This is a genomic window from Hyphomicrobium sp. LHD-15 (genome assembly GCF_031157355.1).
Classification (GTDB): domain Bacteria; phylum Pseudomonadota; class Alphaproteobacteria; order Rhizobiales; family Hyphomicrobiaceae; genus Hyphomicrobium_C.
In genome coordinates this window covers 57459-79477 of sequence record NZ_JAVIFT010000005.1, presented here as the reverse complement: position 1 = coordinate 79477, position 22019 = coordinate 57459, and the positions used below count along the sequence as shown (strand labels likewise).

At 63.4% G+C, this 22019-nt stretch carries 20 protein-coding genes; 9 read left to right on the top strand and 11 right to left on the bottom strand.

Annotation, left to right across the window (positions count from 1 at the left end; genetic code table 11):
* Window positions 1-115 precede the first annotated feature (115 nt).
* The 3 genes from RCO24_RS15180 (at window position 116) to RCO24_RS15170 (ending at window position 2663) form a co-directional block, all read left to right on the top strand.
* Window positions 116-1468, top strand: coding sequence for a L,D-transpeptidase family protein (locus RCO24_RS15180; protein ID WP_308963294.1), 1353 nt, complete (start codon window positions 116-118; stop codon window positions 1466-1468).
* 32 nt (window positions 1469-1500) lie between these two features.
* A complete protein-coding gene (locus tag RCO24_RS15175) occupies window positions 1501-2211 on the top strand; it encodes a hypothetical protein (RefSeq protein WP_308963292.1) in 711 nt (236 codons plus the stop codon).
* A 152-nt stretch (window positions 2212-2363) separates the two neighbouring features.
* Complete coding sequence (locus RCO24_RS15170) at window positions 2364-2663, top strand: GIY-YIG nuclease family protein (RefSeq protein ID WP_308963291.1); 300 nt, start codon at window positions 2364-2366, stop codon at window positions 2661-2663.
* A gap of 235 nt (window positions 2664-2898) precedes the next feature.
* Here RCO24_RS15170 and RCO24_RS15165 read toward each other — a convergent pair whose 3' ends face one another.
* From RCO24_RS15165 to RCO24_RS15120, 10 genes are all read right to left on the bottom strand, one after another.
* Window positions 2899-3660, bottom strand: coding sequence for an ABC transporter permease (locus RCO24_RS15165; RefSeq protein WP_308963290.1), 762 nt, complete (start codon window positions 3658-3660; stop codon window positions 2899-2901).
* Window positions 3657-4583, bottom strand: a complete 927-nt coding sequence (locus tag RCO24_RS15160) for an ABC transporter ATP-binding protein (protein ID WP_308963289.1) — start codon at window positions 4581-4583, stop codon at window positions 3657-3659. The genes RCO24_RS15165 and RCO24_RS15160 overlap by 4 nt, the downstream gene beginning before the upstream one ends.
* Window positions 4584-4966: 383 nt before the next feature.
* On the bottom strand, window positions 4967-6160 hold the full coding sequence (locus RCO24_RS15155; RefSeq protein ID WP_308963288.1) for an SPOR domain-containing protein: 1194 nt from the start codon (window positions 6158-6160) through the stop codon (window positions 4967-4969).
* 138 nt (window positions 6161-6298) lie between these two features.
* On the bottom strand, window positions 6299-6697 hold the full coding sequence (locus tag RCO24_RS15150; RefSeq protein ID WP_308963287.1) for a hypothetical protein: 399 nt from the start codon (window positions 6695-6697) through the stop codon (window positions 6299-6301).
* Between the two features lie 198 nt (window positions 6698-6895).
* Window positions 6896-8341 carry a mannose-1-phosphate guanylyltransferase/mannose-6-phosphate isomerase gene (locus RCO24_RS15145; protein ID WP_308963286.1) on the bottom strand — a complete coding sequence of 482 codons (1446 nt, stop codon included), beginning with the start codon at window positions 8339-8341 and terminating at the stop codon, window positions 6896-6898.
* Window positions 8342-8509: 168 nt separating this feature from the next.
* A complete protein-coding gene (gene ppk2 / locus RCO24_RS15140; protein ID WP_308963285.1) occupies window positions 8510-9430 on the bottom strand; it encodes a polyphosphate kinase 2 in 921 nt (306 codons plus the stop codon).
* 111 nt (window positions 9431-9541) lie between these two features.
* A complete protein-coding gene (locus RCO24_RS15135) occupies window positions 9542-9880 on the bottom strand; it encodes a lipid-A-disaccharide synthase N-terminal domain-containing protein (RefSeq protein WP_308963283.1) in 339 nt (112 codons plus the stop codon).
* Window positions 9865-10716: a glycosyltransferase family 2 protein gene (locus RCO24_RS15130; protein ID WP_308963282.1), complete on the bottom strand. Its 852-nt coding sequence runs from the start codon at window positions 10714-10716 to the stop codon at window positions 9865-9867. Before RCO24_RS15130 ends, RCO24_RS15135 begins: the two co-directional genes overlap by 16 nt.
* A complete protein-coding gene (locus tag RCO24_RS15125; protein WP_308963281.1) occupies window positions 10713-11507 on the bottom strand; it encodes a phosphatase PAP2 family protein in 795 nt (264 codons plus the stop codon). The genes RCO24_RS15130 and RCO24_RS15125 overlap by 4 nt, the downstream gene beginning before the upstream one ends.
* A gap of 3 nt (window positions 11508-11510) precedes the next feature.
* Window positions 11511-13049, bottom strand: a complete 1539-nt coding sequence (locus tag RCO24_RS15120; protein WP_308963280.1) for a glycosyltransferase family 39 protein — start codon at window positions 13047-13049, stop codon at window positions 11511-11513.
* Between the two features lie 330 nt (window positions 13050-13379).
* On the opposite strand from RCO24_RS15120, the gene RCO24_RS15115 reads away from it, so the two are divergent.
* Window positions 13380-14153 carry a hypothetical protein gene (locus RCO24_RS15115; protein WP_308963279.1) on the top strand — a complete coding sequence of 258 codons (774 nt, stop codon included), beginning with the start codon at window positions 13380-13382 and terminating at the stop codon, window positions 14151-14153.
* A gap of 7 nt (window positions 14154-14160) precedes the next feature.
* On the opposite strand, the gene RCO24_RS15110 is transcribed toward RCO24_RS15115, so the two are convergent.
* Window positions 14161-16374: an autotransporter domain-containing protein gene (locus RCO24_RS15110; RefSeq protein WP_308963278.1), complete on the bottom strand. Its 2214-nt coding sequence runs from the start codon at window positions 16372-16374 to the stop codon at window positions 14161-14163.
* A 432-nt stretch (window positions 16375-16806) separates the two neighbouring features.
* Here RCO24_RS15110 and RCO24_RS15105 point away from each other — a divergent pair, with 432 nt between their 5' ends.
* From RCO24_RS15105 to RCO24_RS15085, 5 genes are read left to right on the top strand one after another with little or no spacing between them, the layout of a single operon-like run.
* A complete protein-coding gene (locus RCO24_RS15105; RefSeq protein WP_308963277.1) occupies window positions 16807-17259 on the top strand; it encodes a cytochrome c in 453 nt (150 codons plus the stop codon).
* A gap of 26 nt (window positions 17260-17285) precedes the next feature.
* The gene (locus RCO24_RS15100) at window positions 17286-18662 is read left to right on the top strand and encodes a cbb3-type cytochrome c oxidase subunit I (RefSeq protein ID WP_308963276.1); all 1377 of its coding nucleotides are present in this window, start codon (window positions 17286-17288) and stop codon (window positions 18660-18662) included.
* Window positions 18663-18668: 6 nt separating this feature from the next.
* Window positions 18669-19475, top strand: a complete 807-nt coding sequence (locus tag RCO24_RS15095) for a CbbQ/NirQ/NorQ/GpvN family protein (RefSeq protein ID WP_308963275.1) — start codon at window positions 18669-18671, stop codon at window positions 19473-19475.
* Between the two features lie 10 nt (window positions 19476-19485).
* A complete protein-coding gene (locus RCO24_RS15090) occupies window positions 19486-21441 on the top strand; it encodes a VWA domain-containing protein (protein ID WP_308963274.1) in 1956 nt (651 codons plus the stop codon).
* A gap of 8 nt (window positions 21442-21449) precedes the next feature.
* Entirely contained in the window at window positions 21450-22016 is a 567-nt protein-coding gene (locus tag RCO24_RS15085) for a cytochrome c oxidase subunit 3 family protein (protein WP_308963273.1), read from the top strand.
* Window positions 22017-22019: the final 3 nt, after the last annotated feature.

The following is a 22019-nucleotide window of genomic DNA, read 5'->3' as shown; positions in this document are numbered from 1 at the left end:
GTGCTGGTTGATTGTGGGTCTTTGTTTGGCCATATCGATTGCGTCTAAGACTTTTTGACGTGCGCGGCTTTCGCCAGAACCCCCGTTTTCGGACATTTTAGGGATTGGATTTCCGGTGACTCCTCTCATGCTGTTTCGCCAGCGCCGCGATGCTCGCAGCCTCGGCCTGGTGGTTTTTGCGCTCGCCGCGATCTGGTCCGGCTCGTCGGCTGCCGCGCAGGATGGCGCGTGGTGGGAGGGGATCACCTCGTTCGGATCGCCCGACTATTCCGGTAAGCGCTCGCAAGCCGAGCGCACGCCGCCGCGCCAGGATACGCTCAACGATCTCAGGCCGAACGAAGTGCCGTGGCGCAGCGACGAGATGCTCGTCGCCATGGAAAAGGCCATCGACCTCTATCAAGGCATCGTCAGCAAGGGCGGCTGGCCCGCGATTCCCGGCAACCGCATGATGCGTCCCGGTGACGACGACGAGCGCGTAAGTGCGCTTCGGCGCCGCTTGATGGCGACGGGCGAGCTGGCTCGCTCTTCGAGCTACAACGACTACTCGTTCGATTCCGATGTCGAGCAGGCGGTCGTGCGCTTCCAGGAGCGTAACGGCCTGCGTGCGAACGGCCGCGTCGATCAGCCGACGCTTGCCGCGCTCAACATCACCGCCGAGGAGCGGCTGTCGCAGCTCAAGCTCAATCATGGGCGCATTCTCGAACTCGTGCAGACGCCGCCGGAGGAGCGGTATGTGCTGGTCAACGTGCCGGCCTTCCAGCTCGAAGCGGTGGAACGATATCAGACGGTGCTCCGCCATCGCGTGATCGTCGGGCGCAACGGGCGCGAGACGCCGACGCTCAAGGCGACGATCCGCAACTTGAACTTCTTCCCGTACTGGCGCGTGCCGGACAGCGTGGCACAGCTCGACGTGTTCCCGCGGCTCGTCAAGGAGCCCGACTATCTGGCGAAGGAGCACATCCGCGTCATCTCCGGCGATTTCAACGGGCCAGAGCTCGATCCGACCTCGATCGACTGGTCGCAGGCGGATGCCAAGCGGATCAAGCTCAAGCAGGATCCAGGGCCGCAAAACGCGCTCGGGCTCGTGCGCATCGACATGGCGAACGAGCACGGCGTCTATATGCATGACACGCCGATGAAGCCGTTGTTCCAGCAGCGTGCGCGCGCCTTCAGCGCGGGATGCGTGCGCGTGCAGGACGTGTTCGAGCTGGTCGAGTGGCTGGCCCGCTTCGAGCCCGGTTGGGAGCAGCCGGGCCGCGCGCAGGCGGTGCTCGATCAGGGCATGGCGCTCGACGTGCCGCTGTCGCGTCCGATCCCGGTGTATTTCGCCTACATCACGGCTTGGGCAGAGCCCGACGGGCGCATCGAGTTCCGCCCGGACATCTATCGCCGCGATGGCGCGGTCGCGATGGCGGACGTGTTCGATCCGGACGCCCCGCCGCCTCCGTCGCAAGGGCTTGCGCCCTAGAGGTACGCTGCCCGGATCTGGAGCGATTTAGCATGACCGCGCGGAGAGGCTTGCCTTGGCTGCGCGGTGGTGGGATTTTCCCGCCCGTCATGATGGCTACTCTCACCCATACCCTGGCGCAGATGCGCGATACCGTCCGCCGCCGGTGGCCGGCCCTGTTGGCGCTTGCGCTGGCCACGGGATGGATCTCGTTTGCCATCATGCTGTCGGACGAGCAGGGGCGCTTTGCGCTACCGCGGGCCTATTCTGTGAAAATGACGTGCGAGGACGATCCCGAAGCGGCGCTGTGGCATGGCGGTTGCGAGCGGGTTGCCGCCGACATCGCCAAGACCGGGCGACCGGGCTTTTTCGATCTCTACACCGCATTCGTCGATGCGCATCACGTTGCGAGCCCGCGTGAGGCGGCCGCCGCCCGCGTCGCGGGCGAGCCTGCCGACCCTGCGTTCGACGTGCGCGCGCTGCTGGTCGGCCAGCGCTACGGCCTCGCGCTCGTTGCGCACGAATTTGAAGGCGCGCAGAGCCGCCCGCAAGCGGAAGCCGTCATGGACGAGATCGACAAGCGCGATCGGGCGCTGCTGACGATCGGGCGCGCGGGGCTCGGTTACGACGCGTTGATCGCGGGGACGCTTGCAAATCTCGCGCATCCCGGCGCGATGATCGAAGGCGCGTCTCAGTACGTCGCCATTCTGATGGGCACGGCCAAGCGCAGCGACCTCGCGACAGGTACACCGGCGAAGCGGTAACGCGGCCTTTTCAGGCGTCCTACATTTGTTGCGCTGGGTCCCGGCTCTGCGCTCCGGCTCAGGCCGGAGCTTGGCCGGGATGACGCGGGTTCCAAAATGGGCTTCTTATTGCAGCACGTGATCGTAAGCGGCGCTGGAGATTTGAGAGGGTCATGTCCGCCGGGTCTCCGTATTTTGTCTACATTCTTGCCAGCAAGCGAAACGGAACGCTCCATGTCGGCGTCACAAACGATCTTGTCCGCCGGGTTCAGGAGCACAGGGACGGCTTGGTTCCCGGGTTCACGAAGCGATACGCGGTCAAGCTGCTCGTCTATTTCGAGCCACACATGGATATCAACGTAGCCATCCTTCGCGAGAAACGCGTTAAGCGTTGGCTGCGGACTTGGAAGCTCCAACTCATCGAGCAGCAGAACCCGCAATGGCGCGATCTTTGGCAGGACATCACGACGTGAGATCAGCTTGCTGCGTGTCATCCCGGCCAAGTGAAGCGTCATGCGGAGTTTGACCTCCGCATGCGTGAAACGCTGAGCCGGGACCCAGAGGCGTGTCGGCGAAGCGGTAACGCGATCATGGTCATTTTAGTGAGACCGATGATTCACGCTTCAGGCATTTCCTGCGCTGCCGATTCACGTCGCGCCCGATAGGGGGCGCGACGATCGGAGCGCGTGGGCCCGAAGCGATCATGGGCTAGGCCTTGATGCGGTAGCCGGTTCTGAAGATCCACCAGATCACGACGAGGCAGAGCGTCAGGAATGACAGCGTCATCGCGAGGCTGATGCCGACGTTGACGTCGGAGATCTCGTAGAAGCTCCAGCGGAAGCCGCTGATCAGATAGACGATCGGGTTGAACAGCGTCACCGTGTGCCAGGGTTCGGGCAGCATGTTGATCGAGTAGAACGTGCCGCCGAGGAACGTCAGCGGCGTCAGGATCAGCATCGGCACGACCTGCAGTTTCTCGAAGCCGTCGGCCCAGATGCCGATGATGAAGCCGAACAGGCTGAAGGTGACGGCCGTCAGCAGCAAGAACGCAATCATCCAGACCGGATGGGCGATGCGGAGCGGCACGAACAGGCTCGCGGTCGCCAGGATGATGAGCCCCAGGATTACGGATTTGGTTGCGGCCGCGCCGACGTAGCCGAGCGCGATCTCGAACGGAGAGATAGGAGCCGAGAGCAATTCATAGATCGTGCCGGTGAAGCGGGGAAAATAGATACCGAAAGCGGCATTCGACGTGCTCTCGGTCAGCAGCATCAGCATCACGAGGCCCGGAACGATGAACGCGCCATAAGGTACGCCGTCGATTTGGGAGATGCGCGAGCCGATGGCGGCGCCGAACACGATAAAATAGAGCGATGTCGACAGCACGGGCGACACGATGCTCTGCAGCAACGTGCGTCCCCAACGGTGCATCTCGAACGCGTAGATCGCGCGAACCGCTGTCAGGTTCATTGGGATTGCCTCACAAGATCCACGAAGATGTCCTCGAGCGAGCTCTGGTGCGTCGCCAGGTCCTTGAAGCCGATACCGGCTTCGCGCATGTCGTTCAGCAGCGCGGTGATGCCGGTGCGGTCTGCCTGAGTGTCGTAGGTGAAGGTCAGCGCGCCGCCGCCGGGCGCAAGCTCGAGGGCATAGGACGCGAGCGCGGCGGGAATGGCCGAAATCGGCTTCTGGAGGTCGAGCACGAGCTGCTTCTTGCCGAGCTTCCGCATCAGCTCGACCTTGTCCTGCACCAGGATCAGCTCGCCGTTGGTGATGACGCCGACGCGGTCGGCCATCTCCTCGGCCTCCTCGATGTAGTGGGTCGTCAGGATGACGGTGACGCCGGAGTTTCTCAGCCCGCGCACGATCTCCCACATGTCCTTCCTCAGCTCGACGTCGACGCCGGCGGTCGGCTCGTCCAGAAACAGAATGCGCGGCTCGTGGGCAAGCGCCTTGGCGATGAGAACGCGCCGTTTCATGCCGCCCGACAGTGTCATAATGCGGCTGTCGCGCTTGTCCCACAGCGAAAGATCGCGCAGCACTTTCTCGACATAGGCAGGATTGGATGGCTTTCCAAACAGGCCGCGGCTGAAGCTCACGGTCGCCCATACGGTCTCGAACATGTCGGTCGAGAGTTCCTGTGGCACGAGGCCGATCATTGCGCGCACGGTGCGGTAGTCGCGGGCGATGTCGCGGCCGTCGACGGTGATGTTGCCGCTGGTCGGGTTGACGATGCCGCAGATGATGCTGATCAGCGTCGTCTTGCCGGCGCCGTTGGGGCCGAGGAGGGCGAAAATTTCGCGTTCCTCGATGTCGAGATTGACGGTCTTCAAGGCGACGTGGCCCGACGCGTAGGTCTTGCTCACGTCCTTGATCGATATGATCGCATTCATATGCACCGCCGGGCAGAGACAACGAGGACGACTATCGCGGAGGACCACATAGGCACATTGGAGGTTTGCCGCAAGCCAAGCTGGTCGAAGGGAGCCAACTCGCGGTTGGCGGCCCTGCTAGGCTGTGAACTCACTATGGCTGGTGCAGTGATGAGTCAAAGCGAGCCAAGGGCTAGGAAAAACGCGCAGGTCGATGCCGTCGCATCGGACAAGCGGTTTGACGACGCCATTGGCTCGCTTTGACTCACCCCGCAGGGGCGCGGTCCTTTTCCGCCGCCGGTTCGTCGCGAGACCTTGCAAACCATGGGGTTTGCGGCGGCATCGCTCCTGCCAGCGACGTAAAAGTCCTCGCGTCAATGCGCCAGCGATAGTGAGTTCACAGCCTAGTGCTGGGGCCGGCCCAGCGGCAACGGCCTGATCCAGCATCCGACCATGCCTGCGCTCCTGAGGCTGCTGCAGACTGCCTTCGCATCATCACGCGATTGAGGCGGAATGAGCGACAGGCGGTACCAGTTCTGGCGATCCTGCCCCTGGACGCGGTCGACGCGCGCTTTGGCGGTGCCCAGGATGTCGGGGTAGCTGCCTTTGAGCGACCGGAAATCCTGATGCAACTCCTCTGTGGTCTGGCGGGTCGCGAGCACGACCAGATAGGGCTGCTCCATGAGCGGGTCTGTCACGGGGCCAAGCGCCGCGGTGGCGGGGGCCGCTTCCGCGCTCATGCTGCCGCCGGAGGGAGCGAGGCTGCCGGTTTCGGGAGCGGCGTCATCGAGCCTGCCGTCGAGCTTTTGTCCGGGCTCGAGCGCTGCATGCTTGGCGTCGCCGCCTCCGATGAAGCTCAACACCGAGACGGCAAGCCCGGCGACCACGGTCATCACCGCGAATGCGGCGGTCACCTTGCGATCGGTCAGGAGGGCGCGAACCTCGGATAGCGTGGGCAGCTTGGGTGCGTTGCCTGCTCGCCGCTTCTTTGTCAGCGGGGGTTCGGGCCGACGTCCGAACCCATGAGCCGGGGGTGGCGGCTGCTGTGCAGGCGGGCGCTGCGCACCTTGGCGCTGAGGCGCGCCCGGTTGCGGCGGATAGGGCCCCGGCATGTTGGCCGGACCGGTAAGCGCCAGCGGGGCTCTCGCTCCTCCCGGAGACGGCAACGGGTAGCTCTGAGGATAGCTTTCGGGATAGCTCTGGGCGTAGCGCTGGGCATCGCGTTCGATCTCGCGCGATGTTGCCAGTAGAGCCGAATGCGCGCGTGCGGCGTCTGATCTGGTTTCGTCAGGGCCGACGGCCTGTGTCAGGCGCGCCTCCAGCACCTCCAGCATATCGAGCGCGCGGCGATGGCTGCCGAGAATATGGGTGAGAACGGCTATGTCGAGCGGTCCATGGGCGGGGAGCGAGGCCATCAATTGCTCGATCTCGCGCTGGACATCGGAGATGACCCGGGCGCCCGACCCGATATCGGCCGCGACGTGGGGCGGCGTATTGCGGCTGCGCTCCAGGAGCCTCAGCAGCCGACGGGCAACGTTGATCGAGATCTCATGGATCTGCTGGCGCTCAAGCGCGGAGTCGCGATCGAAGGCAGCCATGATTGAGACTTAGTCCCACCTCGGGTGAAGGGCTTCAAGTTCCGGACAGCAAACAGCTTTGCAGCCGGGCCGTCCATGTGACGCGACGCTATCTTTACGCTGTATCAGGCTTTTTTTCGGAAGTGCCCCGACGTTTTATCAGCCGGAATGGCATTCGGGAAACATGCCCCGCAAGACCTCCAGAGAGCAACCGGGCGATCCTTCGATGCACTGATAATTAATGTGGGGCACGGCGCGATCGCTGGCGATCGAGATCTGGCTTCTGATTTTCTTGGTGAAACAGCGGGCGATGGAGACGTCTTCGGCCAGTTCGATGGAGGCCAGTACGCTCGACTGAGGGCAGTTGGCGTTGGCGATCATGTAGGTGGACGAGGAGGATTGGCTAATTGTCAGGCAGTCCGGCTCGTCCGCACTTGGCTGTGGAGATTGGGCTTTTGCGACCGAGGACATGCCCAAAAACAGGGCGATGCCGCAGGCGAGCCGACCGATACCGGCCGGGCGGCCGCCAAAATGTGGGTGGAACGAGTGACTATACACTTTGAACTCCGGCGGCCAGGATTCGCCTGACCGAGATTGCACGTGGCGAGCCCGCATGTGGCCGGCGGCGCTCTCCGCCCGGCATCTCCCACATCGGCTCGGTTTCCGTCGTGTACGGTACGGAAATGGCTGATGTGAGGCTGGGTATTGGGCGCGGGCAGCAGGCAACTGGTAGGGGGAGAGGTCCCCCTACCCCGGCTAACGGGTTTCGCCTGCGGCGCGATTGTAGATGTCGTCGGTGCGGATGATGTCGTCCTCGCCGAGGTAAGTGCCGATCTGCACCTCGATCAGCTCCAGCGGCACCTTGCCGGGGTTTTCCAGGCGGTGCCACTGGGTGGCGACGATGTACACGCTCTCGTTCTCGCGGACGAGCTTCTCCTGGCCGTCGACGGTCACGCGGGCGGTACCCTGAACCACGATCCAGTGCTCGGATCGATGGTGGTGCATCTGCATGGAGAGGATGCCGCCCGGCTTGACGTGCAGCAGCTTGACCTGGAAGCGAGTGCCGATGTTGAGGGTTTCGAAGAAGCCCCACGGCCGGTAGTTCCGCAGGTTCTGCTCGTGCTCCGTGCGGTTGGCAGCTTTGAGCCGCTTGACGAAGCGGGAGACGTCCTGCGAGCGCGATCGGTCGGCGACCAGGACCGTGTCGGGCGTCTCGACGATGACGAGGTCCTTCACGCCGATGGTCGAGATGAGGGCGTTCTCACTGCGGATGTAGCAGTTGGCCGTGTCCTCGAGCAGGGCATCGCCCTGGACGAAGTTTCCGTCGGCATCGCGCGGGGCCGCATCCCAGAGCGAGGCCCACGAGCCGAGGTCGCTCCATCCGATCGAGATCGGCAGCACGGCGGCCTTGTCGGTTTTTTCCAGGATCGCGTAGTCGATCGAGAGGCTCGGCGATTTGGCAAAGGCCTCGGCGTCGAGGCGAAGGAAACCGAGATCCTCGGCAGCGAGTTCGAGCGCGCGGCGCGCGGCGACGAGCATGGCCTCATCGTGGCGGGTGAGCTCGTTGATCAGGGTGTCGGCGCGGAACACGAAAATTCCGCTGTTCCAGAGGTAGCGGCCGTCCTCGAGATACGCGGCTGCGGTTTCCGCGTCCGGCTTCTCGAAGAACTTGTCGACCTCGAAGGCCGCGCCCGCGCCGTCCGAGAGGCCGCCGCCCTTGCGGATGTAGCCATAGCCGGTGTGCGGCTCGGTGGGCGCAATTCCGAACAGCACGATGCGGCCCTGGCTCGCCACTTCGGCTGCGCGCCGGACCGCGTCCGAAAAGCCAGCCGGGTCGTCGATCACGTGATCGGACGGCATGACGGCCAGGATGGCCGCGGGATTGCGCTTGGCGGCGAGAAGGGCCGCGACCGCGATGGCGGGGCCGGTGTTACGGGCTTCTGGCTCGAGCACGATGGTCTCGGGCTCGACACCCGCTGTGCCGGCCTGATCGCGTACCAGGAAGCGGTGGGCGTTGTTGCTGACGACAATCGGCGCGGCGAAGCCGTCCTGGGGCTTCAAGCGCGTGAGGGTGGCCGCGAGCAGGCTTGCCGGCTGCCCGTTCAATCCGCTGATGAACTGTTTCGGGTACATGGCCCGCGAGAGGGGCCAGAGCCGAGTTCCCGAGCCGCCCGACAGGATGACCGGGACAATATCGTGCATAGGCGATCCCCCCTCTGGGTGTGCGAAAAACGCTGCCGTCCAAATTTGGACTTACAAGGGAATGGGTCGCTCAAACAATATAGATTTTGTCAGGGTTACTACAGGTTGAATGTCAGGCAATCTTGTTTTCTGCCCAGACATTCGCGGGTGGACCGATCCGTTCCGAGGTTAATCCTCGTCGTAGAGATCCGGCACATACAGCTCGTCCGGGACCGGGGTGCGGGAATAGTCCGGGTTATGGACGCGCTCGGGAAGGACGATGTCGGTGCGGTCGACCTCCTGGTAAGGGATCTGGGTCAGCAGGTGGCTGATGCAGTTGAGGCGCGCGCGCTTCTTGTCGTCGGCTTCCACAACCCACCAGCGGGCTTCCGGGATGTGGGTCCGCTCGAGCATCGCCTCCTTGGCTTTCGTATAGGCCTCCCAACGGCGGCGGGATTCGAGGTCCATCGGCGATAGTTTCCACTGCTTCAGCGGATCGTGGATGCGCATGCCGAAGCGGAAGTTCTGTTCGTCGTCGGTTATCGAGAACCAGTACTTCACCAGAATGATGCCGGAGCGGACCAGCATGCGCTCGAACTCGGGCACGGATCGGAAGAACTCTTCCACGTCGGCTTCACTGCAAAAGCCCATCACGCGCTCGACGCCGGCGCGATTGTACCAGCTGCGGTCGAACAGGACGATCTCGCCCGCCGCGGGAAGGTGGCTGACGTAGCGCTGGAAATACCATTGCGTGCGTTCGCGTTCGTTGGGCGCGGGAAGCGCGGCGACGCGACAGACGCGGGGATTGAGCCGCTGGGTGATGCGCTTGATCACACCGCCTTTTCCGGCCGCGTCGCGGCCTTCGAAGATGACGACGACCTTGAGCTTCTCCTTGACGACCCAGTCTTGCAGCTTGACCAGTTCGCGCTGCAGACGGAACAGCTCCTTGAAGTAGGTGCGCCGCTTGATGCTGTCGGCTTCGGTGCCGTTGTCCGCGATGGTTTGAGGGCCGGACAGGCGCTCATCGTCGAGTTCCAGCTCAAGCTCCTCGTCGATGCTGTCGAGCAGCTCGGCCTTCATTCTCTCGGAAAGTTCGTCTTGCTGGGTCATGGGGCGCCTGTGGAGCTTGCCGGCTCGCTTGTGAAAAGCGCGCTCGGATTGGAATTGGTTCCGCCTATTTCGGGGAGCCGTGTGACGGGTGAATGACAATCATGCCGGGCTTCAACGGCCGGCCGGCGCAGCGGAGCCTGAAAGAGGATCGAGTTCCTTCTTTTCCTTGCGAATGAAGAACAGGTTGCGCGCATAGATCAGCACGCCGAACTGGCCAAGAATGATGACCGGATCCAGGCGGTGAAGGCCGTAGGCGAACACCATCAGGCCGCCCAGCAGGCTCAGGTACCAGAAGGTTTCCGGCATCGTGGAGCGCCGGGATTTCTCTGTTACGAACCATTGAATGAGCCAGCGCGCCGAGAACATCACCTGGCCGATGAGGCCAATCGTCAGCCACATCAGCTCCGCCGGAGAGAGCGCGTTCCACCACGCAATCAGTTTTGCAACCACAGGCGTTCCTCATTCTGTGTGTGAGCGGTGAGACCTTCGGGGGCCGGACGGCGGACCGAGGTGCCGGTGTTCGGAAGCGCTGTACGCTTGATCAGCCATCGCACGCCGATCAGGTCGTAGATGCCGATCAGGGCGCGCCCGAAGTTGGTGTACTTCGAGGTCCCGGCGCGGCGCGGCCGGTCGTTGACGGGGTGGTAGACAGCGCCGTGCCCATACGCCTGGAACAGCGCGGGTAGATAGCGGTGCATCCCCGAGAAATACGGAAGATCGATGAAGACGTCGCGGCGGAACACCTTGATGCCGCAGCCGGTGTCGGGGCACTCATCGCGGAGGATCGCGTCGCGCAGCCAGTTCGCGAACTTCGAGGCGATGCGCTTCGAGGATTCGGCGCGACGCGTGGTGCGCACACCGCCGGCCAAGGCTACATCCGCGGGGGCGAGGCGGTGAAGAAGCGCGACGAGAGCGGGGATGTCGTGCGGGTCGTTCTGCCCGTCGCCGTCCATGGTGGCGATCAGCGGCGCCGACGCAGCGCGCACTCCCGTTCGAACGGCGGCGCTTTGTCCGGCGCGGCGGGCATGGCGGAGATAGCGAAGCTTCGGGACCGTTGCTAGCAGCGCCTGGATCTCGGCGGCTGTCGCGTCGTCGCTGCCGTCATCGACGACGACGATTTCGCGCAACGCATAAGCCGGTATGCAGGCGATGGTTTCGCGGATCAAACCGCCGATGTTTCCCGCTTCGTTCAAGGCCGGAATGACGACGGCGATTGCGTCGGCCGGGAGTGTGCCTTCGCTCGGGCGCGCGTGTTTGTCGTGGTCGTGGATGGGGTTTGCCGTCATCCGCGGCCTCGCGCGAGGTTGCCGGCCCGCATAAGCGGCAGGAATGTTGCGGCGATTGCGCTTCGGATGCGTTCGGGATCGCGCCAAAGACCGATGCAGGCGATGTGAAGCAGGCCGACCGTGATGGCCATGAAGACGCCCGCAAACAGCACGTCACTCAGAAAATGCGCGCCCTGTATGATGCGCACGATGCCCGCCAACGTTCCCGCCGCGACGCCGCTTATCAGCAATGCGATCCGGTATTGGGGGATCAGCAGCGCGAGCGCGAAGAAGGCTGCGTAGATCGATGAGGCCTCGCCGCTGATGAACGAGCAGTTGCGCGGACATTCGCGAGACGGGATGAGCGGAGGCGTAAAGGCCTTGCTGCCGCCGAACTCAACGATGTCGCGCGGCCGTGCGCGGCCCATGTTGTCCTTGAACACGAGATTGGCGACGACGCCGGGTCCCATGACGAGCACGGCGATCATGAACAGGCAGCGCGCCTGATCGAGCCCGAACCAACGGCGTTTCTCGATCAACACTCGGGCGGTGGCGATGAGCGTCGCGAATGCGACGACGGCGAAGAGCCCCATGAAAATCTCGCGCGCCGTGGTGATGGTCTCGGTCGCGCACCAGGGGCGTCCGGCGGATGACCCCGGGCACATTTCCCAAAATGCGGTCGAGAGCGCGAGGTCGATGTCGGGATTGAAGACGAGGATGACGCCGAGCGGGATCGTCAGGGCAGCCGCGCCGATCAGAAACTCGCGCCGGAATTTGGTTTCCTCGGGGGCATAGGGGTTTGAGGCCAACATGGCTCACCTTTCCTGGAAGCGATCGAGCATTACGAGGTAAAGCGTGCGGGTGCTGTGCCGTCCGGCGGAAACTTCGCGGGAGTGGGCGGGCGAAGCCGAGCCGAAGCGTTTCACCACGGGAGAGGCCGCGCGAAGCGAGACGAGCAGAACCGGCTGCGGCGCCGAAGCCGAGAACGGCTTTGCGATCTCGAAATGATTGCGGGGCGCTGGGCCTTCGCGCCAGGACAGCACCGGCACCGCAATGTCGCGACCGTAGTAGGCGAGGGCGGCCGCGATATCGCGATCGTCGGTCAGCACGGTTTTGATCGGGCGATCTTTGGTTGCAGATTTCGCCAGTTCTTCTTTCACAACGGCTGCGAGCTCGCGATTGCCGAGGGTGCGCGCGAACGGATCGCCGACGAGAGGCAGTGCGAGGTGCCCAGCCTGCCAGGTTGCGAGGGCGAGCAGCACCGCGACGGTGGCATGGATCGCGAAGGAGGCCCGCATCCAGACCCACGCGCGGTCGCGGATCATGACGGCTGTCACCAGGACGACGGCGGCGACATAAGCGGGGGCGGCCCAATTGGCGTGCGCGCGCGAGGCAAAGGCCTGCGCCGTGACGGCTGCGAGGATCGGCACGGAGAAGGCCAGCAGAAGCTTGTCGGCGGCGGAGGCTTTCTGCCGGCGTTTGGACAGGCGCCAGAGGATCGCGATCAACGCGCCGAACAGGATCGGGCCGAATACGCCGAACTGGGCGATGATGAACTCGGCGGCTTTGCCGGGGTGGAACGGAACGCCGCGCCAGTTTGCGTTCTCGGCCGTGTGCGAGACCGTCACGAAGCCGTTTTCAACATTCCAGAGAAGGTTTGGGACGATCAGGACGATCCCGCCCACGAGAGCGAGCCACAGGTGGGGCTGCAGCAGTCGTGTGCGACGTTCCGGGACAATGACGAAATAGATCGCCGCGCAGGCGAAAAAGTAGGCCATCGCATATTTGGCGTTGAGGCCGACGCCAAGTGCGAGTGCAAGCAAGAGTGCGCTGCTCCAGCTCGGCGCCTGCATGAGGCCGGCAAAGGCGAACAGCGCGAGTGCCCAAGCGGCCAGCAATGGCACATCGGTCGAGATGATGCCGCTCGATAGCGAGACCGCAGGTAGGAGTGCGTATCCGAGGCCTGCCCAAAAGCCGACCTCGGCGGAATAGAGCCGCCAGCCGATGAGATAAATCAAGATCGCGGTCGCGCCGTGCAATGCGACGGACGGCAACCGGATGCAGGCTTCGCTGTCGCCGCATACGCTTGTGGCGCCGTGGATGATCCAGGCAATGAACGGCGGCTTCGAGAAATAGCCGAGTGCGGGCTCCAGGGACCACGCCCAGTATTGGGCTTCGTCCATGTAGAGGTCGGTGCCGTTGACGGCGAGAGTTGCAAGGCGGAAGGCGGTGATGAACGCGAGCAGCGCGAGAAACGTCAGGAAGTTTCCTGAGCCGACAACGTGCTCGATCCGCTCGCGTGCGCTTTGCGTATCGGCAGGCCTCCGGTTTGCGTATTCCTGCTGCAGATCCATCCTCGCGCCCCCCGGCGCACGCCCGTCGCGGCCCCGAGACGCCGCACATCCGTATTTGGCTAGCAGCGGTTTGCGACGGGGCGGTCACGGTTTGGCGACGGCGCGGTGACAAGACGATTGGGGTTGGGCCTGCGTGCCTGGTCGGCAACGAGATTCGCGAACGGCGGCTGCGATATGCGCGTTCAGCATAGACGGACGAAGCTGTGGACACGGGGCGTGTTTGAAGGTGGGATGACAATGTGCGTAGCGTTCGTCGTGCTTTGACGCTCAATCTCGAAGCTCTCAATTTTAAAACCCTTCACTATCCAAACTCAGGCCGAGGTGCGATCCATGGTCCTTCAGGCGCTTTCTCTTTCGGTGTTTTTCATCGGCCATAGCCTCGTCAGTCCGGCCGTGCCGGAGATGCTTGCGATCTCAGTGAGGGCGGCCAAGATCGAAAGCCGCGTCGATTTCCAGATTATTAACGGGGCGCCGCTCAAGGTGAGCTGGACCGACTCTGCGAACGGGCAAGGAAAAGACGGGCGCGTTTCGCTCGCGTCCGGAGCCTATGGCGCCGTCGTCATTACCGAGGCGATCCCGCTCAAGGATCAGATCGAATACAATGACTCAAACGGCTATGCGCTGCGCTGGTACGAGCTTGCGGTATCGGCCAATCCGAAGGCGCAGGTGTATCTCTACGAGACGTGGCACAACCGCGATGGAGACGATGCGCTCTGGCGCAAACGTCTCGATGACGACCTGTCGCGCTGGGAGGGGATTGTCGACGCCGTCAACGGTGCGCGCAAACCCGGTACGCCGGACATGCTGATCGTTCCGGCGGGTCAGGCCCTGGCCAAGCTGCATGATGAAATCGCGGCGGGGCGCGTTCCCGATCTCGGCGCGATGGGCGATCTCTTCGCCGACGACATTCACCTCACCGATGTCGGCAAGTATTTCGTGACGATGGTCCATTTCGCCACGATCTACAAGCGGAGCCCCGAAGGGCTTCCGCGGCGGCTGGGCCCTTACAAGAATGCTCCGTCCGAAGCGCTTGCAGCGAAGATGCAGCAGGTGGCCTGGGAGGTCGTGCGGAGCTACCCCCGATCGGGCGTCGGGGGCCTATAAGGCGCCGTTAAAAAGGTAACGCCGCCTTTATGCCACCGGCATGCATGTCGGAGTGCTCTGAAAAGCGCCCATCGTATGTGAGCTTCACATCCACGCCTGCGGCGTTGAGCACGTCCACGCCGACAGCTAGGTCGAGGTAGTGCTTGTCGAACTCGCTCCCGATCGTGAAGGATGTTCCCGGAGCAGAGATGAAGCTTGCGGTCGTTTCATAGACGGCGTCCTGGAAGAACGTGGCGCCGACCCGCACGAACGGTCGAAGGACCAGGCCGCCGGCCCGCATCTCGGCGCCGATTTCGAGCGCGGGGCTCGCCGTCAGCACCCATGTCGAGTCACCCTGGACTGCGAGGTTCGCAGCGCCCGCGCCATGCTCACGGAAGTCCTCGGTCTGGAGCCGTGTCGCGTTGAGGTCGATCATCGGCTTGACGTACCAGCCGCCCGCCTGCTCGAAGAGCTGGCTGAGCCTTACCTGGGTGCCTGCGTACCACATCTGATTGTCGCTCTCAGCGGTGCCAAGTCCGCCGAAACCGATGTGACGCTGGGTGTCGGACCAGCCGTAACCCACGAACGCCGTGGCGGCGAAGCTCACCGTATCCCACCGGTTCTTGAGGATCACGGCGCCCTGCGCGCGATCGGTTTCCGTCGCGGCGCTGTTGTTGGTCGATACATTCGAGTGTTCGTAGGATCCCGCGAAGCCGAGGCGCCATTCGTCCCGCAAAGCGACCTGCACGCCGCCCGACATCGTCCAGGCCTCCTCGTCGCCGCCGACGTTGCGATCGGTTTTGTCCCAGCCTAATTGCCGTCCGCCGACCTTGGCCCAATAGCACTGGCCCTCTTGGATGAAGCCGGGGTTCTGCTCCAGCGTGGGGCAGCTCATCGCCGAATTCACGAACGCCAAGTAGGATTGCGAGGTATCCGTCATGCGCTGTGCGTAATGCTCAGGACTGAGCCTCTCGACCGCCTGTTGGGCCTGCCCGGACGTCATGCTGGCGACGTCGCTCACCATGTCGTCGAAGGTTTGCGTGCCACCGCCGCCCTCGGCAATGCGATCGAGATGCGCGGCCGTTGCCTGCTGGTTGGGGGCAGCACTGCCTGTCTCGTTGACGGTATCGACTACGCCGCCCGGTGCCAGCAGCCAATTGAGCGTGAGGTAATCCGTGGCGCCGTAGGTCGCCGATAGCGTGTAGGCGTATCCGCCGCTGCGACGGACTGCGCCGAGGTTGTTGGTGAGGTCGCCATCCGACGAGGCGATGACGATCGATCCGGAAGCCCCGAGATTTCCCGACGTCTGGACGACGACGGTTCCTGCCAGTGTCGCGTTGCCGGAGATATCTATCCTGTCGGCTGTCACCGATCCGCTGCTTTCGGCTAGTGAGACCAGATATCGGCCGGTGCTCGTCTGATTGAGGTCGCCGGAGAACTGTGTCGTCTGAACGCTGGCGCCGCCCGGCGAAAGGATGCCGCGGTTTACAAACGTCTCGACGGCGAGGCTCGAGGCGGATTCGACGGTTCCCGATTGGGAGTTATTGAAGACGTCGTCTCCATGAGACATGAAGACGTTGCCCCGGATCACGCCGTAGTTGTTGATGGTGTCGTCGTCGTCATCCATGGTGATCGCGTAGGCGCCGCCGGAGATCGTGCCGTAGTTGGTGATGGTTCCGGAGCTTCGCGTGCTGAAAGTGATGCCTGTGTCGCCGCCGTAGACCGATCCGCCGTTGATCGTCACGTGCGACGCCGTCGGCGTGTCGACCAGGATGCCGTACGTCGTGCCCGAGATGTCTCCGCCGTTTGAAATGACGGAGATGACGCCAGCGGTACCGGATGAATTGGACGTCTTTGCCCAGATTCCATAGAGGCCGCCGGAAAGGTCACCATTGGTCGTGATGTTGAGCGCACCACCGCCGCGCGTTTCGCCATAGATGGCTGCATGCGTCGATCCGGATGTCACTGAGCCGATATTGCCGATGGTGACGCTGCCCGGCCCGGTCGTGACCGTGGCGGTCAATCCATACTGGACGGACTCGATGCCGAAGGAACCTGAGTTCACGTCGATCGAGAGCGAGCCCACACCGCTGACGTGGTAGAGATCGATGGCGCACCCGGCGAGTGCGATGAAGGTTTGGGTGAGATCGTGAATGTGGATCGAGCTGACGACACTCGAGTCACCGAGCGTCAGCTGCGTGCCGTCCGCAGCGCCCGTGCACTCCTGATGGGTGCCGGTCATGGTGCAGCCTGCCGTAGCGGGTGACGCCGGCAGCAACACAGAGCCGCCTGCCGCAAAGAGAGCGAGCAAAAAAAAACCGGAAAACAAGGCGCGTCAACGTAATCCCCCAAAGCGGTGAATTCAACGCGCACGGATTATCAGCAATTCTACACAACAAGCGATTCGCTTGCTGAACACCAGACAGAAACGCGCCTTGGGCACGCGTGTCGACCCGACCTTCGCGCTCTTTGCAGGTGCCTCAGCGCCGATCCTGACCACGCCGCGCCGCATACCTAAGTAGCCCGCGCCTGACCGGCTCAATTGGCGTCGTGTATCCGCACATTGACCATGATGCCTGCTGAATCTCTTAACCGCTTAGCTTTCGTCAAGAGCCGCCCGGCCGTTTCGCGTCAGAGATTGCACTTCCAGACCCTCGGCGGGAGGCAACACGAAATGCGCGAAGTCATGTCGAAAGCCATGGCCCGAAATATTTTCTATGGCGGGTCGCTGTTCTTCATTCTGATTTTTGTCGGGCTGACAGCCCATAGCCACTACTACATCGTCACCAAATCGACCGCGGCCATGCCGCTCACCGACTCCGTCGCACGCGGCAAACGCGTGTGGGAGGCCAACGCCTGCATCAACTGCCACACGCTGCATGGCGAGGGCGCGTATTTCGCGCCTGAAGTCGGAAACGTCATGACGCGATGGGGCGTGCTCAATTCTCCTGACGACGCCTTCCAGGCACTCAAGGGCTGGATCGAGGCGCAGCCGACCGGGATTCAAGGTCGCCGGCAGATGCCCCGTTTCCACCTGTCGGACGAAGACATCCGAGCCCTCAGCGACTTCCTGATATGGGCCGACAAGACCGACAGACAGGGCTGGCCACCGAAAGATTCCGGCTGACGCGGACGCACGGGAGAAAAGAGCAAATGAAATATCAGACGCAGAAGATCGCCCTTGCCTATTTCGTCGTGGCGATAGGGCTGTTTATCGTGCAGGTCTCGGGTGGGCTGCTGGCCGGCTGGATCTACATCTTTCCGAACACTCTATCGGACGTGCTGCCGTTCAACATCGTGCGCATGTTGCACACCAACGCGTTGATCGTGTGGTTGCTGCTCGGCTTCTTTGGCGCCGCGTACTTCATCATACCTGAGGAGTCCGAGCGCGAAATCCACTCGCCGAAAATCGCCTACTGGCAGCTCGCGATCCTGGTCGTGGGCACGCTCGGGGCGGTGATCACCTATGTGTTCGACCTGTTCCACGGCAACATCCTGCTCGGTAAAGATGGCCGCGAATTCCTGGAGCAGCCGCTCTGGGTGAAGATCGGCATCGTCGTGGCGGCGCTGATGTTCCTCTACAACATCTCGATGACGGTGCTTGCCGGCAAGAAGACGGCCATCACGAGCGTGCTGCTGATCGGGCTTTGGGGCCTCGCGCTGCTGTTCCTCTTCGCCTTCTACAACCCGCACAACCTCAGCCTCGACAAGATGTACTGGTGGTACGTCGTCCATCTCTGGGTCGAAGGCGTGTGGGAGCTGATCATGGCGTCGATCCTCGCCTATCTCATGCTCAAGCTCACGGGCGTGGATCGCGAGATCGTCGAGAAGTGGCTCTACGTCATCGTAGGTACCGCGCTGTTCTCGGGCATTCTCGGCACCGGCCATCACTACTACTGGATCGGCGCGCCCGGTTACTGGCAGTGGATCGGCTCGATTTTCTCCTCGATCGAGGTCGTGCCCTTCTTCCTGATGATGTCGTTCAGCTTCGTCATGGTCTGGAAGGGACGGCGCGATCATCCGAACAAGGCTGCGCTGTTGTGGTCGCTCGGCTGCACGACGCTCGCATTTTTCGGCGCCGGTGTGTGGGGCTTCCTGCACACGCTGCACGGGGTGAACTTCTATACCCACGGCACGCAGATCACCGCTGCCCACGGACATCTGGCCTTCTTCGGTGCCTACGTGTCGCTCAATCTCGCGATCTTCACCTACGCGTTCCCGATGCTGAGGAACCGCGACCCCTACAACCAGGTGCTCAACATGGTGAGCTTCTGGCTGATGGCGGGCGGCATGTGCTTCATGACCTTCGTGCTGACCTTCGCGGGTACCATCCAAACGCATCTGCAGCGCGTCATGGGGCAGTACTACATGGAGGTTCAGGATCAGATCATGCTGTTCCACTACATGCGCTTCGGCGCAGGCGTCGCGGTGGTTCTCGGTGCGCTTCTGTTCGTGTTCGCCATCCTGGTTCCGCGCCGCGAGGTTATCAGGGCCGGCACCGCGACGAAGCAACTGTCGCCTGCGGAGTAAAGCGCCATGCAAGCCGTACAGCTCTCGGAGAAGGGGACACCGGTCCCCTTCTACCTCCCGCAAGGCGATGAATGCGACGTCTTCCGGGCCGCATACCGCAACCAGATGCCGCTGCTGCTCAAGGGACCGACCGGCTGCGGCAAGACCCGCTTCGTTGCGCATATGGCGGCGCTTCTCGGCCGGCCGCTCTATACCGTGGCCTGCCACGACGACCTCTCAGCCGCAGATTTGATAGGGCGGTTTCTTCTCAAAGGTGGCGAGACCGAATGGATCGATGGGCCGCTGACGCGAGCGATACGCGAAGGCGCGATCTGCTATCTCGACGAGGTGGTCGAAGCACGTAAGGACGTGGCGGTCGTACTGCATCCGCTGACCGACGATCGGCGCATGTTGCCGATCGAGCGTACGGGAGAGGTGCTGGAGGCCGGCCCGCAGTTCATGCTCGTCGCCTCCTACAACCCTGGCTACCAGAACATCCTGAAGACGCTGAAGCCCTCCACGCGGCAGCGGTTCCTTGCCATCGATTTCGATTTCCCGGCGCCGGAGCGCGAGATCGAGATCGTCGTGCGCGAAAGCGGGCTCGCCAAGGACCGCGTCTCTTCCCTCGTCAGGCTCGCGGGCAAGCTGCGTGCTCTCAAGGGACAAGACCTCGAGGAAGGGGTGTCGACGCGGCTCATCGTCTATTGCGCGAGCCTTATCCAGGGGGGCATGCCCATCGAGCGAGCCGTTCAGGCGGCGTTGATCGAGCCACTCACCGACGACGCAGACATCAAGCACGGCCTCAGCGATCTCGTCGCGACGGTCTACGGGTGAGCAGGGTCGCATGGCGGTGGTCGAGTTCGAACCTTGGGAGCCGGAAGAAAGCGTCGGGAAGCTGTGGCACGCGCTTGTTCACACGCTCGATGCGCCCGGCCAGTTCGAGGAGGCGGCAGCGACTCTCGATGAGACGCGTGGGCGCCTCGGCGTGCTGTTTCGCGGACTAGGCGGCGCGCGCGACGTCGAGATCAAGGTCGCAACACCCGAAACCTCGGCGCACCGGCTCTCGTGGCGGCGCGCGCTCGGCCAGAGCGCCGAGCGCATCGCGCTGCCGAGCTTCGACGGGGAGACACTGCGGCTGCCTGAGCGCATCTCGTTGTTTCCTGAGCGCGACGCCAATGTCGCGCTCTATGTATGGCTGGCGGCGTGCGCGGTGTTTGCGCGCGCGCCAGTCAGGGAAAGCGATCCGCTCAAAGCCGATATTCGCACGCTGCAGGCGGCGCTCAGGATGACGCGCGACACGCTCGCGGAATGCCCCGGGCTGCGCCGGATGTACGGCGCACTCGCCCTCGAGACGCGGGCGCGGCGACCGGATCGACAGCTGCCATTCGCCGAGGCTGCAATCGAGGCAACCGTTCTGCATCTGCTCGGGGCGCCAGCGCCGGAGCTGGATTTTGCGGTGGCCATCTCGGCTGCGGTTCGGAGCCAGGCGGACGACCTTTCGGCGTTCACGGCCCCCCGTGGATACCAGCCGCTTCTGCCGGTTCCGCTATGGCCGGATCTGCGGCCTTTCGCATTGCGAACCAAGTCGGTCCAGGAGGACGCGCCACACGGCGAAGCGGAGGCGCAGCCGAATGCGGAGCCGGGGACATTCAAGGCCTCACGCAAGCCGTCCGACCAGGCGGCGCGCAAGGACAGCCTCATCCTGCACAAGTTCGAGGCCATCCTGTCCTGGGCGGAGCTTTTGAACATCAACCGCCGCGTCGATGACGACGACGAGGATACGGCCCGCAAGGCCGCCGACGACCAGGACGAGATCAGCCTCGCGCAGGTGCCGCAACGCGCCAAAACGCGCCTGAAGCTCCACCTTGATTTGTCGCCCGAGGAGGCCGAATTCGAGCGTCTGGCGGGCGTGCACGTCTATCCCGAGTGGGACCATCGCACCAAGACCTATCTGCCGGACTATTGCCGGGTGCTGGCCGGCGCGGCGAAGGCGTCTCTCCTGCTGGATACCTCCGAAACGCCCGACAGCGCGCGTGCGCGCCGCCGTATCCGCAGCGTGCGGCGGCAGTTCGAGACATTGCGGCCGAAGCGCGTTCAGCTCACGCGGCAGGTCGAAGGGCACGACATCGACATCGCCGCTGCCATCGAAGCGCGTGTCGACCTCGCGACGACGGGCGAGCATTCCGATCGCGTCTATCTCGCGACACGCAGCCAGGAGCGCGATCTGGCGGTTTCGATCCTGCTCGACGCGTCCCGCTCCACGGAAACCTACGTCGCGGGGCGGCAGGTCATCGACATCGCCCGCGAGGCGCTGGTCGCTCTCGCCTGGGGGCTCGACGCGTGCGGTGACGATACCGCCATCGCGGCCTTCTCGTCGCGTCGCCGCGAACGCGTGTTCGTCGAGACCTGCAAGGCCTTCGGCGAACCCATGGGCGCAACGGTTGAGGCGCGTATCGCGGGGCTCAGGCCCGGACACTATACCCGGCTCGGCACGGCGATCCGCCATGCTTCGAACACGCTCGCCGAGCGGCCCCGCCAGCGGCGGCTTCTGCTGGTTTTGACGGACGGAAAGCCGAACGACATCGATCATTATGAAGGCCGCTACGGCATCGAGGATACGCACATGGCCGTGCGTGAGGCGCGCCGGCAGGGGCAGTCGGTTTTCGGCGTCACCATCGACACCAAATCGCAGGCGACATTCAGCCGGATTTTCGGCAAGGGCGGCTATGTCGTGATCCCCGATCCCGAGAAGCTCGTGGCCGCGTTGCCGCATCTCTATCGTCACCTCGTCAGCGGGTGAGGGGGATCATGAGCACGCGGCACGCGCAGAACGATCCCGATGTTCTCTCGGAGCTCCCGGGCGAGCTCATGATGTGGGTGCTTATCGCGAGCGAGCTCTTGGTGTTCGGCGCAGCCCTTCTCGCGTTTCTGAGCGTTCGCATCGCACACCCGGCGCAGTTCGCATCCGACCAAGCGCTTCTCGACACGACGGCGGGGGCCATCAACACGATCGCGCTGGTGACGAGCGGCTTCTGTGCCGCTGCCGCAATCCGCTCAAGGGAAGGCGGCGCGCGCAGCACGGCGCGTCGCTGGCTACTTGCGGCTGGAAGCCTCGGCATCGTTTTTCTGATCGTGAAGGGCTTCGAGTACGCAAGCAAGGCGTCCATGGGGATCGGCATCGAGACGAGTCCGTTCTTCACGTTCTACTATCTCATAACCGGCTTTCACGCCTTGCACGTCGTCGCCGGCATTGCCCTCATCGCCCTTGTTTGCTGGGCCGACAGCGTGCGCAACATGGAGGCGGCCGTTGCCTTCTGGCACATGGTGGATCTCGTGTGGGTGCTGTTGTTTCCCATCATCTACGTGTTGAGGTGAGGC

Bases quoted from the DNA above. Each gene is read 5' to 3' on its own strand.
- RCO24_RS15175 (WP_308963292.1), top strand. From the start codon at position 1,501: ATGACCGCGCGGAGAGGCTTGCCTTGGCTGCGCGGTGGTGGGATTTTC.
- RCO24_RS15170 (WP_308963291.1), top strand. From the start codon at position 2,364: ATGTCCGCCGGGTCTCCGTATTTTGTCTACATTCTTGCCAGCAAGCGA.
- RCO24_RS15165 (WP_308963290.1), bottom strand. From the start codon at position 3,660: ATGAACCTGACAGCGGTTCGCGCGATCTACGCGTTCGAGATGCACCGT.
- RCO24_RS15160 (WP_308963289.1), bottom strand. From the start codon at position 4,583: ATGAATGCGATCATATCGATCAAGGACGTGAGCAAGACCTACGCGTCG.
- RCO24_RS15155 (WP_308963288.1), bottom strand. From the start codon at position 6,160: ATGGCTGCCTTCGATCGCGACTCCGCGCTTGAGCGCCAGCAGATCCAT.
- RCO24_RS15145 (WP_308963286.1), bottom strand. From the start codon at position 8,341: ATGCACGATATTGTCCCGGTCATCCTGTCGGGCGGCTCGGGAACTCGG.
- ppk2 (WP_308963285.1), bottom strand. From the start codon at position 9,430: ATGACCCAGCAAGACGAACTTTCCGAGAGAATGAAGGCCGAGCTGCTC.
- RCO24_RS15130 (WP_308963282.1), bottom strand. From the start codon at position 10,716: ATGACGGCAAACCCCATCCACGACCACGACAAACACGCGCGCCCGAGC.
- RCO24_RS15125 (WP_308963281.1), bottom strand. From the start codon at position 11,507: ATGTTGGCCTCAAACCCCTATGCCCCCGAGGAAACCAAATTCCGGCGC.
- RCO24_RS15120 (WP_308963280.1), bottom strand. From the start codon at position 13,049: ATGGATCTGCAGCAGGAATACGCAAACCGGAGGCCTGCCGATACGCAA.
- RCO24_RS15115 (WP_308963279.1), top strand. From the start codon at position 13,380: ATGGTCCTTCAGGCGCTTTCTCTTTCGGTGTTTTTCATCGGCCATAGC.
- RCO24_RS15110 (WP_308963278.1), bottom strand. From the start codon at position 16,374: ATGACCGGCACCCATCAGGAGTGCACGGGCGCTGCGGACGGCACGCAG.
- RCO24_RS15105 (WP_308963277.1), top strand. From the start codon at position 16,807: ATGCGCGAAGTCATGTCGAAAGCCATGGCCCGAAATATTTTCTATGGC.
- RCO24_RS15100 (WP_308963276.1), top strand. From the start codon at position 17,286: ATGAAATATCAGACGCAGAAGATCGCCCTTGCCTATTTCGTCGTGGCG.
- RCO24_RS15095 (WP_308963275.1), top strand. From the start codon at position 18,669: ATGCAAGCCGTACAGCTCTCGGAGAAGGGGACACCGGTCCCCTTCTAC.
- RCO24_RS15090 (WP_308963274.1), top strand. From the start codon at position 19,486: ATGGCGGTGGTCGAGTTCGAACCTTGGGAGCCGGAAGAAAGCGTCGGG.
- RCO24_RS15085 (WP_308963273.1), top strand. From the start codon at position 21,450: ATGAGCACGCGGCACGCGCAGAACGATCCCGATGTTCTCTCGGAGCTC.